This is a genomic window from Paenibacillus sp. FSL K6-1096 (assembly GCF_037977055.1).
Lineage (GTDB): Bacteria > Bacillota > Bacilli > Paenibacillales > Paenibacillaceae > Paenibacillus_AQ.
The window spans coordinates 7,009,394-7,025,079 of sequence record NZ_CP150274.1; the positions used below are offsets into that span (position 1 = coordinate 7,009,394).

A 15,686-nucleotide genomic window follows, 5' to 3' on the forward strand; every position below is an offset into this window, starting at 1 on the left:
GTCTTGTGATAGTGGTGAAACAAACAGCCATTGCTATTAACGATGTAACGGGAAAGGAGCAAGCCCATGGCGCCTTATCTGCGCGGCGAACTTGCCAAAGAGGCTGAGATTAATATCGAGACGCTCAGATTCTATGAGAAAAACGGGCTGCTCCCGCAGCCGGAGCGGTCCGCAGGGGGATACCGGCTATATCCGGAGGAGACGCTGGGCAGGCTCATTTTTATCCGCAATGCCAAAAGCTGCGGGTTTACACTCCGGGAGATCAGGAAGGCACTTGTTAAATCCGCTGACGGCAGCATTGGCCTAACGGACTTCGTGGCCGTTGCTCAGCGCAAGCTGGCTGCTGTCGATCTTGAGATTGCCAGGCTGAACGGCACACGGAGGAAGCTCGAAGCGTTAAGAAGCGGCCTGCTGGAGCAGAACAGACATCCCGGTGTGCAGGATGCGCTGGATATTCTCAATATGAATGGGTAAAATGCAGTCCTCCTGTCCGTGTCCACGGGAAACCCGCTTGACTCTGTATCCTGCTACAGGGTCTATACTGTGGGCATCCCGGGATAACAGGAGGATTGATTATTTATGCTGTATCCAAGTATTACTCCATTAGAACAGCTTCAGATGGTGAAGGATTATTTGCGGCTTAACAATCAGTTTACAGGCAAAACGGTAGAGGAGCTTCGCTCAGCCGCGGCAGAAGCAGCCTCGCAGTTACCTGTGCTGGAAGGGGCCGTGATTGAGGAGATCACGGCAGCCCCGTTCACTGGGGAATGGGTCAGAGCTGAAGGTGTGCGGAATCAGTTGTTTGCCGGGAAGCAAACCGGATCTGAAGCGAAGGTGCAGCTGTATTTCCATGGAGGCGGCTTTATATCGGGCAGCTGCGCTACCTACCGCGATCTGGCTGCCCGCCTCTCCGCAGCCAGCGGAGCTGCCGTACTGACGGTAGGTTACAGGCTTGCCCCAGAGCATCCTTATCCGGCGGCGAACGAAGATTGCCTCACGGCTTACCGCTGGCTGCTGAAGCAGGGCATGCCTGCCGGAAATATAATGCTATGCGGGGACTCCGTGGGGGCCACGCTTGCCCTGATGACGTTACTTACGCTGCGGGATCATGGAGACCCCCTGCCCGCCGGGGCTTGTCTGCTCTCGCCCCATGCGGATCTTGTCCATCTGGACGGGGATTCCTATGACAGCTGCGCGGAGCTGGACCCTACGGGCAGCAGGGAAGTCAATCAGCGGCTGCTTCAGGCTTACATCGGTGATTCCGTCACCAGCGATTATCCGGCGCTGCTGTCACCGCTAAGGATGGATCTTCAGGACTTGCCTCCTATGCTCATACAGGCAGGACAGCATGAGGTGCTGCGGAGCGACGCCGAGCGTCTGGCTGAGCAGGCTATGGCGGCAGGGAACAGTGTGGAGCTGGAGATTTGGGAGAACATGTGGTGTGCTTTTCAACTGCTGGCTGCGATACTGCCGGAAGCGAAGCTTGCCATTGAACATATCGGCAGCTTCATTAAAAAGACCTTGCAGCTGAACGCTCCGCAAGGCCATTTAGATTGTATCTAAGCTAAGTAAGGCACTATAGTGCAGATTCAGAACAGCATCCGCAGCAGCATCAGCGACAGGATGCCGGTCACTACCGTTCCGAGCAGGCTGCGGGTTCTGACGGCTACCCAGAAGGTGGGCAGGGCCGCAATAAGCTCGACATTCGTAGACAGGGCGGCGAATTTGCCGCCTTCTATGAACAGCTCCTGGGCAACCAGGGCGGCCATAACCGCTATCGGCACATAACTGAGCCAGCGCATTCCCCAATCCGGGATGGAGATCCGGCTCAACAGCATCAGCGGCAGCACCCGGGGCAGGAAGGTCACGAGCGCAGCAAGGAAGATAACCAGGAAGATATCAGGTCTTATTTCCATCGTTCGATCACCAGTCCAATCGTTGAAGCTATAATGGCAGCAGCAATAACGCCCATGCTTGGCGACCATAGGATAGAGACTAACACAGCTACCGCCATGGCAATCAATCCGACAGTGATATCAAGCAGGTACTTGCGCCGTCCCATAATCGTCAGGACAAGCAGCCCGATGAACATGGCCGGCAGGGCGAAATCCAGTCCCCACTGCTCGGGGCTTGCAATCCACTGGCCGAAGAAGGCGCCTGCGAGATTGGCCAGGAACCAGTTCAGATATGCGGTAATATTAAGGCCGTGCATCCAACGTTCGCTGATGCTTGCCCTGGAGGCGCTCTTCTGAATCGCTACGCCGAACGTCTCGTCCGTCAGCAGCGAACCGATCAGCAGATTGCGCAGCGGCGTCAGGTGACGGAAATAAGGCGACAAGGCTGCGCTTAACAGCAGATGCCGCAGGTTGACCAGCAGAATGGTGATGACAATGGCGGAGGCGCTGCTCCCCGCAGCGATCATGCCGGCGGCGATGAACTGGGCGGAGCCTGCATACAGAATGATGGAGATCATGGCAATCTCGGCAATGCTGAGCCCGGCGGTCTTCTCGACCACCCCTGCGGCGAAGCCGATGCTCAAATATCCGAGCAGGGTTGGCAGGCAATCCTTGACCCCTTGCAGGAAGGTATCACTGCTCTCCGGCACGGCGGTGGAGTCTAAGCTTTGGCTGCTGCCGGGCAGCGGCGGTTCTGAAATCGATTCTGGCTTCATGGCAAGCAATACTCCTTCTATGAATTCACTATCTTTATCCGCTATTAAATGCAGGCGGTTGCCATTATAGTAACGTAAATCTGGGATTCGGGGAAGGACCAACCAGCCGGAAGAAATATTTGCAGCACAGAATCAACCAATGCTGTGCCTTGAAAGAACATGAAGAGCATTGTTGCACATTTTGCAGGATTTCTCTACAAGGGTTACTGGCTGGGGGAGAATGTTGTATGATTTGCAGGAATTTCGGTGTTGAGAGCAAGATTGCGCTGGAGTTGTTGCATTTTATGCAGGATTTCAGCAGAGACTGCCTCTATTGGAAAGTAATGTTGCATTTTGTGCAAGATTTCCCTGAAAAAATTTGCACAAAGGACCGTTCCCGCAGAGCCACCTATGGGAACGGTCCTTTTCTATAATTTTATTTCAGGACCAGCACGCCGTACCCGTCCATCGTATAGCTTCCCGACAGCGTCTGCCCGCTGATCAGATCCGTCTTGGCTTCCTTCAGCACAATCTCCGCCGGTTCCTCGCTGTAGTTCAGCAGGAAGGCAATGCCGCCTTCGGCATCCCCGTCAGCTGCACGAATCTGAAGCTCTACTCCGGCCGGTAGTTCCGCCCAGCCAGCGGCAGGGGAGGACAGGCCCAGGTGGCCGATCATCTGCTGCACAGCGGCTTCGTTGAATACTGCCCCGTAATACCATACCTCACCAGCGCCGCGGCTGTTACGGGTGACCGCGGGTTTGCCGGCATAGTAATCGGTAGCATAGGTTGCTATGACCTCAACACTGTCGTCCTCCACCTTCAGAATGTCATTGAAGGCATCGGCACCGGTCAGCGCCTCAGGATCATCCGGCCAGCGGATGGAGGTCGGTTTGCGCGTTCCTTTGACCAATGTGAATTCTTCAACCGTTACCCCGCACAGCTCACGCGCTGCCCCGGGAAAAGGCCGCATATAACATTGTCCGGTCGTATCCTTGTAGCCTGTCCGGCAGCCGAAGACCAGCTTCCCGCCCTGCTGCACATATTGATCCAGCAGCGCGGCCGTAGCATCGCTCATGATTGCCGGATGCGGATAAACCAGCACCTCGTAGCGGGCCAGCTCGGCAAGGGTGGTATGGCTGCGCAGATACAGCACATCATTCGGAATATGTCTCCGCTGCAGCGCCTTGAACCATTCCTTGTTGCTCTGCCACATGAAGGGGCCGTGCCACACATCATATTCGCCGTCCCACTCATTGTCATAATCACGCAGAATCGCGATGCTCGCCTGCGTCTTGCTTCCGATGAACGCCGGACCGATCTGTGCCAGCTCCCGGCCAATCTGTTCCGCTTCCTTCACCCGCCGGTTCGGCTGGTTGTGATAGTCATTCAACCCGTGCCAGTAGATCTCATTGCCCATTGTGGCCGTCCGCCAGCGGAAATAGAGCAGCATGTCGGCCCCATGAGCGACCGATTGGTACGTCCAGAGCCGCATCTGACCCGGCTTCGGGGATGGCATATCCAACCGGTTGACCCAGCCGCCCGGACCGGATTGCTGCTCCATCACGCAGAAGTTACTGCTGATCGAACGCACGACCGACAGGGACAGACTCCAGCCCCGGTCAAGCATCGGGTTCACCTCTGACGGATCGGAGCCGATCGTGGAGAATTGCGGGTACGAATCATAACTGAAGAAGTCCAGCAACTCGTCATTCAGTTCATGGCTGTCCAGATGCCCGAACAGACCGTTGGTGGTTACCCATTGGCCGGGGGCCAGCTTCCGCAGAATATCTGCCTGAATCCGGGCGAACTCAATCGTATTCGCGGAAATGAAGCGCTTCTCATCCAGAGCCTGGTGCGGATTGGGCTGGCGGGGCGACGGGGTAGGGCGGGTGAGGCCGACCTGCGACCAGCGGGTATAGGTCTGGTTCCAGAACACGGTGCCCCATGCCTCATTCAGCTTGTCCAGCGTAACGTATCTCTCCTGAAGCCAGGCGCGGAAGGCGGCGTGATCGCTCTCCGAGTAGAATTCATTAATCTCGCAGTTCAGCTCGTTGTCGATCTGCCAGCCGACAACACCGGGGTAGCTGCCGTAATGCTCGGCCAGCTTCGTGACGATTCTGGCACAGAGCTCGCGGTACTTGGGACTGCTGTAATTGTAATGGCGGCGCATTCCGTGGTGCAGCGTCACCCCTTCATACGTAACATTCAAGACCTCCGGGTATTGCTCGGTCAGCCAGGCGGGCGGGGTGGCGGTAGGCGTTCCCAGAATGACCTTCAGCCCGTAGCTGTGGGCCAGGTCAATGGCCCGGTCGAACAGACCGTACTGGAACTGGCCCTCCTCCGGTTCAAAGATAGACCAGGCGAACTCCGCCAGACGCACAACCGTGAAGCCGGTCTCCACCATACGCCGGTAATCGTCAGCCCACATGGATTCGGGCCAGTGCTCAGGATAATAACAGACCCCGAGTTCAAACCGTTCTGCTGCAAAAGGTTTCTTCATTGTAACCTCCAGGTGTAAAAATATGCTTTAATTACTTTGCAAATCTATTGTATTATCAGCAGTGTATCTGCCGATATAATATAATCTTGCTATCATATCACTATATTGCGTGTTGATTGCTTCCTGATACGTCAAACAGAAGAGAGGACTCGTATGAGACAACACTGGGTTTTGCCGCAGCCGGCCTATGCCCATTATGTATGCTACCCGGAGATGCTGGGAAGATACAGCGATTTCCCTGAACATGCGGAGCGCAGAGGCGAAGGGTTCCTGAACAGCTACAATCTGCACATGGTATTTGGCGGAGAAGGCTATGTGTTTCATGAAGGGACGCGGATTGCGATGACTAGAGGCAGCGGGTTTCTTTTTCCGAGAGGGGCTTATCAGCAATACGGCTCTGATCCCGCGCAGCCTTGGGATGTCCGCTGGATGCACTTCGCCACGGGGCTGTCCCTGCCGATGCTGGAGGAAGCAGATCAGTCGCGGGGCTACTTCTTCACCTTCGATCCCGGGAGCGGCTACGAAGAGCGCTTCGAGGAGATGTACCGGCTCAGTGCAGGCTATGAGACGCGGAGCGAACCCCGCCTGTCCGCGCTGCTCTATGAGATTCTGGCCACGCTGATGCAGAACTCCGAGCCACTCCAAGGCTCGGTTCCGCTGGAGATCAGGCATTCCATCCGGCTGACAGCCGACAGGATCTACAGGGAATGTGAACAGGCCTGGACGCTGGAATCCATGGCCCGGCTGGCCGGTTACAGCAGCTACCACTTCCTGCGGCTGTTCCGCAGCATCATGGGAAAGACGCCGAACCGTTACTTAAGCGACTGCCGGATGGCGCGGGCCAAGCTGCTGCTGGCCTCGACCGAGCTGTCTGTTGCACAGATTGCCGCGCAGAGCGGCTTTCAGCAGTCCAGTTATTTCATCAAAGTATTCAGACAGCAGGAGGGAATGCCGCCGAACCAGTACAGACGCTCCTTCCGCTCATAGAATTGAGGGCAAATCGGGGTCAATTTAGGACCTAGTATTAACAAAGTTTGTTACATTTAACGTTGGAATAGTCCCGTCCTTACCTTGTTTAAGGGAAAGAAGGTTACAATTGGAAGAGAAGGGTTACAAAGTGGATACAAATTCCACGCGTCCAGCAACTATACTGTTTCTAGTAAATACATCTGGAGGGAAATTAATGAGAAAGTATAAAGTTACATATGCTGCTCTGCTGGCAGGTACGCTGATCGCCGGCCAACTGGCCGGAAGCATCGCGGCTCCTGCTGCGGACGCAGCGGCGGCCAAGTCCCCGGCGGTATCCGCTCCGGCGGCAGCCTTCAAGTTCAAGCCCGTTCCTCTGGGAGACGGGGTGAGCGCAGTGCTGGAGAATATCAATATCTGGAATCAGAACGGCGGAAGTATTGTGTCGTATACACTGAAATATACCAATTCCGGCAATGCCAGCGCGAGTCTGCTGCGTTATTTCTCCCGTGTCGTTACGCCCGGCGGCTCGGTGCTGCCCGGGAATCCGGTCGGTGCTGATGCGCTGAAGAAGAAGATCGGGGCGAAGGAGAGCCTGAGCGTTACCTATTATGTGAATGCCGGACAAGCAACCTCCCTGCAGGGCATCAAGGTATCCATGCATGTCTGGGATGCCAAGACGAAGGGGTATCTGAAGCAGACGGGCTCTTTTGCCGTGCCGGCGAATTATTCCACATCGGCTGCAGTGGGCACCAGCCTGAATACCCTGATGAACGATATTCCGGTTGCAGCAAGCGCAGAGTCCCTGCAGCTCTATAAGTACAATGGCAAGGTCTACGCCAGAGTCGGCGTCAGCCTGACCAACAAGGGCAATAAAGTGCTGGGAGATCCGGGCTATTCGGCGTACCTGGTATCGGCAAGCGGCACTTCCTTCGAGCTGGCGCTGAGCGGCTCGCAGACCGATTATACGATTCAGCCGCAGGAGAAGCGGAGCATCTACTATCTGACGGAAATCCCGGCCTATCTCAAGACCGACAACATGCGGCTGCAATTCACGAAAAAGGATGAGACGGCAAAGCTGGAGCTGGCGCAGGCCTCATACAAGCTTCCGGCCGCAACGACCCCTAATCTTGTCGTCGGCAACGGTGTAGTCAAGAAAATTACAGTGAACAGCAACACAGTCGAAACGCTGCTCCGCAACGCCAACGTCTATTCGCAGGATGCCGATGCGGTCTGGACCTTCCAGATGCAGCTTAAGAATACCGGCAACAAGGCGGTAACGATGCCAAGCTATGAGCTGGCCGTCAAATCCGTGAACGGCAAGATGTACCCGGTGAACGCTAAGGGCGTTAGCGGCATCACTCTCAAACCGCTGGAGACCAAAATTGTTCCGCTGACCGTCCGCATACCGCTTGAGGTGGAGCAGTCGGGCTTACAGCTGATGATGATTGAGTCGGTCGGCAGTGAGCCCGCCGCGAGTGCACCGGAGTCTGCCGGCACCGGCGGATCTACGGGAAATACAGGGGGAACGGGTGCTGCGGCACCGGCGATATCGACTTCCAAAATGATTTTCCCGGTAGCGTATTTCGTCATCCCTTATGCCCTGCGCACAGAAGTACAGACCGGTCAGGAGTATATGACCACGAATTCTTACGGCTCTTTCTCTTACAGCATTCTATCCCTGCAGCGCTATCCGTGGAGAGATGATGATATCGTTGCGCTGCGGCTGCGAATTACCAACACGCAATCTGTATCCCTTACGCTGCCTGAGCTGAAGGGCTCGATCAAGCTCGATAATGAGAGCCTTCCTGTAACTACAGAGTTGTATATGGACAATAAGGAGAGCTCGGTTCTTGCACCAGGGAAGTCGGCGGAGCTGTATGTACTCGGTAAAATCGCGTATACCTCGGAGTTCCGGGACATGCGGGTGGCTCTGAACGGCACTCAGAATTCAGAAACGGTTCCGTTCCTGGATGTCAGCGTGAATAACTCGGTTAACAGCATTCCGACCATCGAGGCGGGCAAGAGCTATACCATAAGCGGCAAAGGCAAAACAGCAAGTGTCCAGGAGAACCGGACAACGGTGTATCAGGGGGAGAGCCAGAACCTGGTGTACACGGAGCTTCTGCTGAGCAGCGAGGAGAAACGGCAGAGCAAAATGGCCCGTCTGCAGGCGTATTACAAAACGAAGGACGGTCAATATTTTGAAGCCAATGTCAGCCAGTCTGAGAACAGTGCGTCTCCCGGGGCTAAACAGCTCGTGGTTATGTGGGCCAAGCTGCCCAAGGCTACGGACACTGCGGACGTCTCGCTCTACCTGGGTGCCGGTGTCAACGGCGGCAAGCTGACCGACAGCAAGGAGGAAGCAACCGGATTCGTCAATGTGGCAGCTCTTAAGCTGAATCCGCAGGCCAATGCACCGAAGAACACGTTGGAAGCAACGGTCTTATATCCTTATACAATTTCGGTTCTGACCTCTGAAGGCAAGCGGATGAAGAATTCGGACACCTTGGATATTACAATGAACTACAGCCTGCGCAAGGATAACCAATATGATGCAGGCCCCCTTGAGCACAAGCTGATTCTGCAGATTACCGATCCGTTCGGCATTGCTACCGAGAGAGTGCTTACACTGGGCACGGACCTGATCGAAGGGACGAACAACCAGTATTCCTTCACCCTTAGCAGACCGCTGTACAAGACGATGGGCGGAGGGGCTTATAAATTAGCCTTCTACGATGAATTCCAGGGCGAGCGGCTGCTGCTGGGCAGTCAGGCTTATTCAGTTACCAATGTGGTTCCGACCAAGACAGAGGAATAACCTGCATTCGCCAAAAATTCTTTTCTTATAAAAAAGGAGCAGCTTCCATGTTGCGTGTTGAAGATATTACGCATTCGTACAAAAGCGGGAATGAATGGACCGCCGTTCTCCACAAAATCAACTTTACCGTCAAGGCCGGAGAGATGGTTGCTCTGCTGGGGAGCTCGGGCTCCGGCAAGTCTACCCTGCTCAACCTGATGGCGGGATTGATGAAGCCTACGGAAGGACATATCTACATTGCCGACAAGGACATTGTCAAGATGGGCGAGAACAAGCTCGCCGAGTTCCGGCGCAAAAATATCGGGTTTATCTTTCAGGCGTATGAGCTGATTACCAGCCTGACCGTCCGCGAGAACGTGGAGCTTCCGCTGGTCTTCCAGTCGGTCTCTCCACGGGTCCGCAAGGCGAAGGCGCTGGCGCTGCTGGAGCAGGTCGGGATTCCCGACAAGGCCGATCTGTTCCCCTCACAGCTCTCGGGGGGACAGCAGCAGCGGGTCAGTATCGCCCGGTCGCTGATCACAGAACCGTCGGTCATCTTCGCCGATGAACCGACGGGGAATCTGGATTCCAAGACCGAGGAAGAGATCATCAGCATCCTGCTGAATCTGAACAAGACGATGAAGACCACCTTCATTGTGGTCACCCACGAATATAGCGTGGCGGAGCAGATGCAGCGGATCTTCACGCTGAAGGACGGCTTCCTGGTGACTGAACCTCAGGCACCGGCCGGAGCTGTACATAAGGAGCCGGCTGTAGAGATTAACCTGGATAAAGCTCCGGAAGCGGAGACGCAGCCGGAGGCAGAGGCAGATGTAGATGTAGATGCAGAGAAGGATACAGAGCAAGAGACAGAGACAGGAGCTGAGCAGACCGCAGCAGCGGTAGAGCTAGCCGCTGCCGGGACACAGGAGCAGGCTGCTGCTATGGAAGAAGAGCAGCCTGCCGGGGAATCCGGGCAGCAAGCTGCGGCGGAGGCTGAGCCTGAAGAGGGAGGGAAGCCGTGAAGATCAGAGACATTTCACGGATGGCCTGGGATCAGGTCAAAAGACGTAAGGTGGTAACAGGTCTGTGTATGACCGGCATATCCATCGGCTGCGCCGCGATCATTGTGGCCTTGAGTGTAGGCCAGTCTGCCCAGGTCTATGTCACAGAGCAAGTCAATGCCAATTTCAAGATGGATGAGATTATGGTCTCGCCGGGCGGAGGCATTCCGTCGGCCGGCGGGCAGAGCGCAGGCGGCGGATCAGGTGGCGGGGACGAGAACCTCAATCAGGGCATGTTGACCGACCAGAAGCTGGAAATTATTCGCGGACTGAACCATGTGACGGCGGCTTCGCCTTTTCAGGAGGCCGGATATCTTCAGATGGTAACGGTAGACAACAAGATCTCGGATGTGAAGATTGTGGTGACTGATCTCCAGAAGCTGACAGCCTATGACCATAAGTTCAAGCAGGGCGGGGCGAACGACCAGGTAGGAACGATAGTGCTTAATCACGGGGCTACCCTGGGCCTGATTGACCTGGAGACCCGGGAGAAGCTGTTCGAGCAGATGAGCAGCGGGCCGTTTAACCCAGAGCTGTACCAGCAGTATGAGAAGTTGTCCACGGTGCCGTCCGAATTGTACCGTAAGCAGGTCCAGATTCAGGCTCAGGATTACAGCTCTACTTCCCAGACAATCAAGCTTAGCTCTCCGCTTCAAGTGGGCGGCATTCTGGCGCTACCCAAGGGAATGGATGAACTGCGGGCCTCGTATGACAAGATTATGTATATGTCGCCGGAGACCGCCCAGCAGATCTCCAAGGAGCTGACCTTCGATAATTCCACTTCCAGCTCTCTCAGTCTCCCGCCGGAAGGAAGCTACAATTCGGTTACGGTCAAAGTAGACGATGTGGCGAACATCAAGGCGGTGGAGCAGATGATTCAGAAGCTGTCGCTGAACGCTCAAGATAATCTGTACCAGCAGGAGATGCTGAAGGAACAATTCGATATGATCAAAATGGCGGCCCTTGGCATCGGGGTATTCATCCTGATTATCGCTTCAATCTCGATTATTGTCGCGATGACGATGTCTACTCACCAGCGGCGCCGCCAGATCGGGATTATGAAGGTGCTTGGCGCCAATATGGGCCAGATCCGAAATATGTTCATTACCGAAGCGGCGCTGCTGGGGCTGCTGGGCGGCCTGCTCGGAGTGGTGTTCTCCTATCTGATCGTCATGGGACTCAACAAGCTGGTAGGCAGCGCAGGGGACGGGATGAATTTCTTCATTCCTGAGATGAATCTGCCGGTTGGAATGTCCTTTGCGATTATGACCGGCGTGCTGTCCGGGATCTATCCGGCGATCAGCGCCTCCAGAACCGATGCGCTGACTGCCATTAAACGAGACTAACCCTAAGCTAGAAAGGAAGCCGAAATGATGAAGAGGACTCTAAAGAAGAGCCTGAAGTGGATCATAATCTTAGGTATTATCGGAACTGCAGGTTATTTCGGATATACCAAATTCTTCAAGGGCGGAGAGACAGCCGAGCTGCCGCCCGAACCGATGCAGGTGATCAGCTTCCCGGTAACAGAAGAGACGCTAACCAGCTCGGTGCAGGTTAAGGGCAGATCCCAATACCAGCAGGAGACGCTGGTCTACGCGCCGTTCGCTTCCAAGGTGACCGCCTGGAAGGTAGAGAACGGAGCCCAGGTCAAGAAGGGCGATGTGCTGTTCACGCTGGACCAGAGTACGCTGCGCAATGAGATTGAGACCGCAGAGGCGCAGAACCGCAAGACGAAGCTGGAGGCGGAGCTGAACGCTTTTGTCAGCCAGCAGGAGGAGGAGTCATCCACTCCGGTCGGAACAGAAGCCGAACGGCTGAAGGCTCTGGCCGCCCAGGAGTCTGCCCGCTTGAGCGATGAGCTGAACCAGGTGAATGCCGAGATTCAGGCCAAGGAGCTTGCGGAGAAGAAGAAAAAGCTCAGTACAGCCGTGTTCCACGCGCCGGAGACCGGGATCTTCCTCTTCGACAGCAGTACAGAACGGCCGCAGACGGTTACTGACAATCAGTACATCGGCAAGATTGTTGATCTGAATAAGGTGGAGTTCATTGCCCAGGTCGGCGAGCAGGATATCTTCCGCATTAAGAAAGGCATGAAGGTAGCAGTGAAGATGACTGCCATGAAGGATCTGACTCTAAGCGGTGAGGTTAAAGAAGTAGCTAAGTTTGCGACCACGACCACCGGACAGAACACCGCCGGACAGGTTCCGCAGTTCGAGGTAGTGATCTCTCTCCAGCCGGATGAGCGTCTGATCGGCGGCCTCAGCCTCAGCGGAGACATCGAAACCACCCGCAAGGAGAAGGCGATAGTCGTATCCAATATTGCTGTAATCCGCGAGGGGGATAAGGCCTTTGTCATGCTGGATAAAGGGAACGGCCAATATGAGCGGACCGAGATCAAGACCGGTATGGAAACGACAGACAAAACGGAAGTGCTGTCCGGACTGAAGCCGGGAGACACCGTTGTTCTGCAATAGCTTACTGGAATGAAAAAAGAGCCTTACTCCCGGGGAATGCCGGGCGTGAGGCTCTTTTGGCGTTGAATAGCGAGTTATTATCATAATCATCTGAGGCTGCTACTTCTGCATAAACGGCTTGCGCCAAGCTTGGATGTCACTGTTCAGCCCGGTAAGATCCGGCACAGGGACCGCTTCGTCTGACAATTGATATTTGGCCTTCAGCGCCAGAATCCGGTACACGCTCTCATCGATCCTTGATTCAGGGATCGTACCGTTCTTGACGCTCTTCAGTAAGGCCGACCGCACGGCCTGCTCGTTCTTGTATTCATGCGCGACAAGCAGGATGTCGCTTCCGGCCAGCACGGTATCCACGGCTGCAGCCGGGAGACTGTAGTTCTTGACGATCGCGCCCATAGTCAGATCATCCGTGATGACTACGCCGTCGTAGCCCATCTGTCCGCGGAGCTGACGGCCGATGATTACCTTGGACAAGGATGCAGGCCGGTCCGGGTCCAGCTTGGGGAACAGGATGTGGGCGACCATAACCGCATCCGCCTGCTCCTGAATGGCCGCCTCGAACGGCAGCCATTCCAGCTTGGCCAGCTCCGCAGCGGTCTTGTTAATGACCGGAAGCTCCAGATGGGAGTCCACCGAGGTATCGCCGTGCCCCGGATAATGCTTGGCGACCGGAATCACGCCTTCATCCTCCAGCCCCTTCATTTCGGCTATGCCCAGCCGTGACACCAGCTCTGCGCTGTTGCCGAAGGAACGGCTGCCGATCACCGGATTCTTAGGATTGCTGTTGATATCAAGCACGGGGGCGAAATCCATATTGAAGCCGGACGACTTCACCGCCTTGGCAAGCAGCTCGCCCATCGTTCCGGCGGCAGCCGCCTTATCCCCTTGTCCGACAGCAGCGTTAGACGGAAATACGGCATATTCGGCGGGCAGGCGGCTAACTTTGCCGCCTTCCTGGTCGATGCTTATGAACAGCGGTGCGGGATTGCCGCTGTTGCTCTTCTTCAGGTCATTGGTCAGCCGGACCAGCTCCTTAAGGCTGCCGACATTGCTGGAGTAGAGGATAATGCCGCCGACCTTGTCCTCTGCTATCATCTTCTGCGCCTCGGCCCCCGCTGTCTTGCCCTGAATGCCGACCAGCAGCATCTGCCCGATCTTCTCCTCCAGGGTCATTCCGGCCAGTGTGCTGGAGAGCGCTTCATCAGACGGTGAGCTGTCATCCGGGGCAGCAGGCGTCCGGGTTGGAGCCGGTTCAGGCGTAGCCGGAGCGCCTTCCGCAGAAGCAGCAGGTGTGGCTGGAGCTGAGGAAACGGCCTGAGGTGAACTGGTGCCCTGCTGGGCTGAATTATCGTTCCGGGCACAGCCGCTGGCCAGAAGCAGGCCGGAGGCGGCTGCGAACAGGAAGAGGGGCCGAGCGGCGGGAATGAACTTGCCGTGCGGAAATCTGAAGCGTGTCATGGTGCATCATTCTCCTTTTTCGTTTGCTGAGGAGCAGGTAAGGGTGATAGAATAAACAGGAACTTACATAGGACTGCTTGAATGCAAACCCAATTTAATAGGATGAGGTGACCTGTCAATGAAAGATCAATTGATGAACACGCTGAATGAACAGATGAATTTCGAGTTCTACTCCGCGCATGTGTATCTGGCGATGGCTGCGTATTGTTCGGGTGAGAGTCTGGACGGATTCGCCAACTTTTTCCTGGTGCAGGCTGAAGAAGAGCGGTTCCATGCCATGAAAATCTACAAATTCCTGAACGACCGCGACTACCGGGCCACCCTGGCCGCTCTGCCGGAGCCTAACAATGAGTATAGCTCGATGCTGGATGCATTTGAACATGCTTATGCCCACGAGCAGCAGAATACGAAGAAATTCTATCATCTGGCGGATCTCGCCCTGGATGCGCGTGAACATGCGACGATCTATTTCCTGAAGTGGTTCATCGACGAGCAGGTGGAAGAGGAAGCGCTCTTCAGCAACATTATCGCCAAGCTCAAACGGATTGAAACGGACAGCAACGCCTTCTACATGCTCGATGCTGAATTCGCTGCCCGCTCCTTCACACCACCCGCAGAATAACGGATTATTACGACCCGGCGGCATTCTCCTTACTCAGGAGGGTGCCGTTTCTTTGTGCGCTACTCTATTATAAAGGTCAAAGTTGAACGAGGGCAAAGAATGTTAGGTTTCGCAACATCCTTCCGGCAGCCCAACTCTATTTGGCGGGGTTAACTCTTGCGCTGCCCGGCAACACTGTTTCTCTAGACCCACCCGATCATCAGCGTGTAGTATGGAACAATACTAATCTTTGGAGGTCCTTTTTCTTGGAAAATTACAATGACATCAAACAAAGTGAAAAAGGAGCATGGCTAAGCCTGTTAGCCTACATACTATTGTCCGCCGTTAAATTATTCATCGGCTCCGCCTCAGGGTCCCAGGCGCTGCTCGCTGACGGTCTCAATAACAGCACCGACATTATTGCTTCCGTAGCCATTCTCATCGGGCTTAAGATTTCCCGCAGGCCCCCGGACTCGAATCACGGCTATGGTCATTTCAGAGCAGAGACAGTTGCCGCACTAATCGCTTCTTTTATTATGATTGCTGTCGGCTTCCAGGTGCTCTATCAGGGAGTGGATAAATTCATCCAGCCTGCCCTGGAGACGCCTGATCTGGTTGCCGCGTGGACGGCTGCTGCCTGTGCTGTGGTGATGATTGCTGTGTACATGTACAATATCAGACTTGCCCGCAGGCTGAACAGCAATGCGATGCACGCTGTCGCGCAGGACAACCGTTCGGACGCCCTTGTCAGCCTGGGGGCATTCACCGGCATCATCGGCTCCCAGTTCGGTCTGCCCTGGTTGGACCCGCTCACGGCAACGATTGTCGGGCTGATGATCTGCAAGACGGCCTGGGATATTTTCCGCAAGGCTTCGCATGATCTGACCGATGGCTTCGATGCCGGACGGCTGGAGCAGATGAAGCAGACGGTGGCGGAAATCGAAGGCGTCGAGTCGATTAAGGATATGAAAGCCCGCATTCACGGGAACAACGTGCTGGTTGACACCACCGTGCTGGTAGATTCCCGCCTGAATGTCGTGCAGAGCCATGATATTACTGAGGAGATCGAGGATCAGCTGAAGGACCGCCACCAGGTCTCCACTGTGCTGGTTCATATCGAACCCATGTAACCGCAGGCTGCCGGCGTCCGCTTGACTGGCTATGGTGGAATGG

At 55.3% G+C, this 15,686-nt stretch carries 12 protein-coding genes and 1 pseudogene; 9 read left to right on the forward strand and 4 right to left on the reverse strand.

Going from position 1 to position 15,686, the window contains the following annotated elements:
- The first annotated feature begins 66 nt into the window (after window positions 1-66).
- Both MHI24_RS30780 and MHI24_RS30785 read left to right on the forward strand, forming a co-directional pair.
- On the forward strand, window positions 67-474 hold the full coding sequence (locus tag MHI24_RS30780) for a MerR family transcriptional regulator (protein WP_340023356.1): 408 nt from the start codon (window positions 67-69) through the stop codon (window positions 472-474).
- Between the two features lie 105 nt (window positions 475-579).
- Entirely contained in the window at window positions 580-1,563 is a 984-nt protein-coding gene (locus tag MHI24_RS30785) for an alpha/beta hydrolase (protein WP_340023357.1), read from the forward strand.
- A 26-nt stretch (window positions 1,564-1,589) separates the two neighbouring features.
- Here the strand turns inward: MHI24_RS30785 and MHI24_RS30790 are convergent, their stop codons facing one another.
- The 3 genes from MHI24_RS30790 to MHI24_RS30800 form a co-directional block, all read right to left on the reverse strand.
- On the reverse strand, window positions 1,590-1,916 hold the full coding sequence (locus MHI24_RS30790) for an AzlD domain-containing protein (protein ID WP_340023358.1): 327 nt from the start codon (window positions 1,914-1,916) through the stop codon (window positions 1,590-1,592).
- On the reverse strand, window positions 1,907-2,671 hold the full coding sequence (locus tag MHI24_RS30795) for an AzlC family ABC transporter permease (protein ID WP_340023359.1): 765 nt from the start codon (window positions 2,669-2,671) through the stop codon (window positions 1,907-1,909). The genes MHI24_RS30790 and MHI24_RS30795 overlap by 10 nt, the downstream gene beginning before the upstream one ends.
- A gap of 415 nt (window positions 2,672-3,086) precedes the next feature.
- A complete protein-coding gene (locus tag MHI24_RS30800; RefSeq protein WP_340023360.1) occupies window positions 3,087-5,150 on the reverse strand; it encodes a beta-galactosidase in 2,064 nt (687 codons plus the stop codon).
- Between the two features lie 153 nt (window positions 5,151-5,303).
- On the opposite strand from MHI24_RS30800, the gene MHI24_RS30805 reads away from it, so the two are divergent.
- From MHI24_RS30805 to MHI24_RS30825, 5 genes and pseudogenes are all read left to right on the forward strand, one after another.
- Window positions 5,304-6,137, forward strand: a complete 834-nt coding sequence (locus tag MHI24_RS30805) for an AraC family transcriptional regulator (protein WP_340023361.1) — start codon at window positions 5,304-5,306, stop codon at window positions 6,135-6,137.
- Window positions 6,138-6,333: 196 nt separating this feature from the next.
- A complete protein-coding gene (locus MHI24_RS30810; RefSeq protein ID WP_340023362.1) occupies window positions 6,334-8,937 on the forward strand; it encodes a hypothetical protein in 2,604 nt (867 codons plus the stop codon).
- Window positions 8,938-8,984: 47 nt separating this feature from the next.
- Window positions 8,985-9,644, forward strand: a pseudogene (locus MHI24_RS30815) (ABC transporter ATP-binding protein); the annotation flags it as partial.
- 293 nt (window positions 9,645-9,937) lie between these two features.
- On the forward strand, window positions 9,938-11,326 hold the full coding sequence (locus MHI24_RS30820) for an ABC transporter permease (protein WP_340023363.1): 1,389 nt from the start codon (window positions 9,938-9,940) through the stop codon (window positions 11,324-11,326).
- 24 nt (window positions 11,327-11,350) lie between these two features.
- Window positions 11,351-12,454: an efflux RND transporter periplasmic adaptor subunit gene (locus MHI24_RS30825; protein WP_340023364.1), complete on the forward strand. Its 1,104-nt coding sequence runs from the start codon at window positions 11,351-11,353 to the stop codon at window positions 12,452-12,454.
- 99 nt (window positions 12,455-12,553) lie between these two features.
- Here MHI24_RS30825 and nagZ read toward each other — a convergent pair whose 3' ends face one another.
- Window positions 12,554-13,912: a beta-N-acetylhexosaminidase gene (nagZ, locus tag MHI24_RS30830; RefSeq protein WP_340023365.1), complete on the reverse strand. Its 1,359-nt coding sequence runs from the start codon at window positions 13,910-13,912 to the stop codon at window positions 12,554-12,556.
- Between the two features lie 118 nt (window positions 13,913-14,030).
- Between nagZ and MHI24_RS30835 the strand changes: the two genes are divergently transcribed.
- Complete coding sequence (locus MHI24_RS30835) at window positions 14,031-14,534, forward strand: ferritin (RefSeq protein WP_340023366.1); 504 nt, start codon at window positions 14,031-14,033, stop codon at window positions 14,532-14,534.
- A 245-nt stretch (window positions 14,535-14,779) separates the two neighbouring features.
- Window positions 14,780-15,643 (forward strand): cation diffusion facilitator family transporter, encoded by an 864-nt coding sequence (locus MHI24_RS30840; RefSeq protein WP_340023367.1) that lies wholly within the window; start codon window positions 14,780-14,782, stop codon window positions 15,641-15,643.
- Window positions 15,644-15,686: the final 43 nt, after the last annotated feature.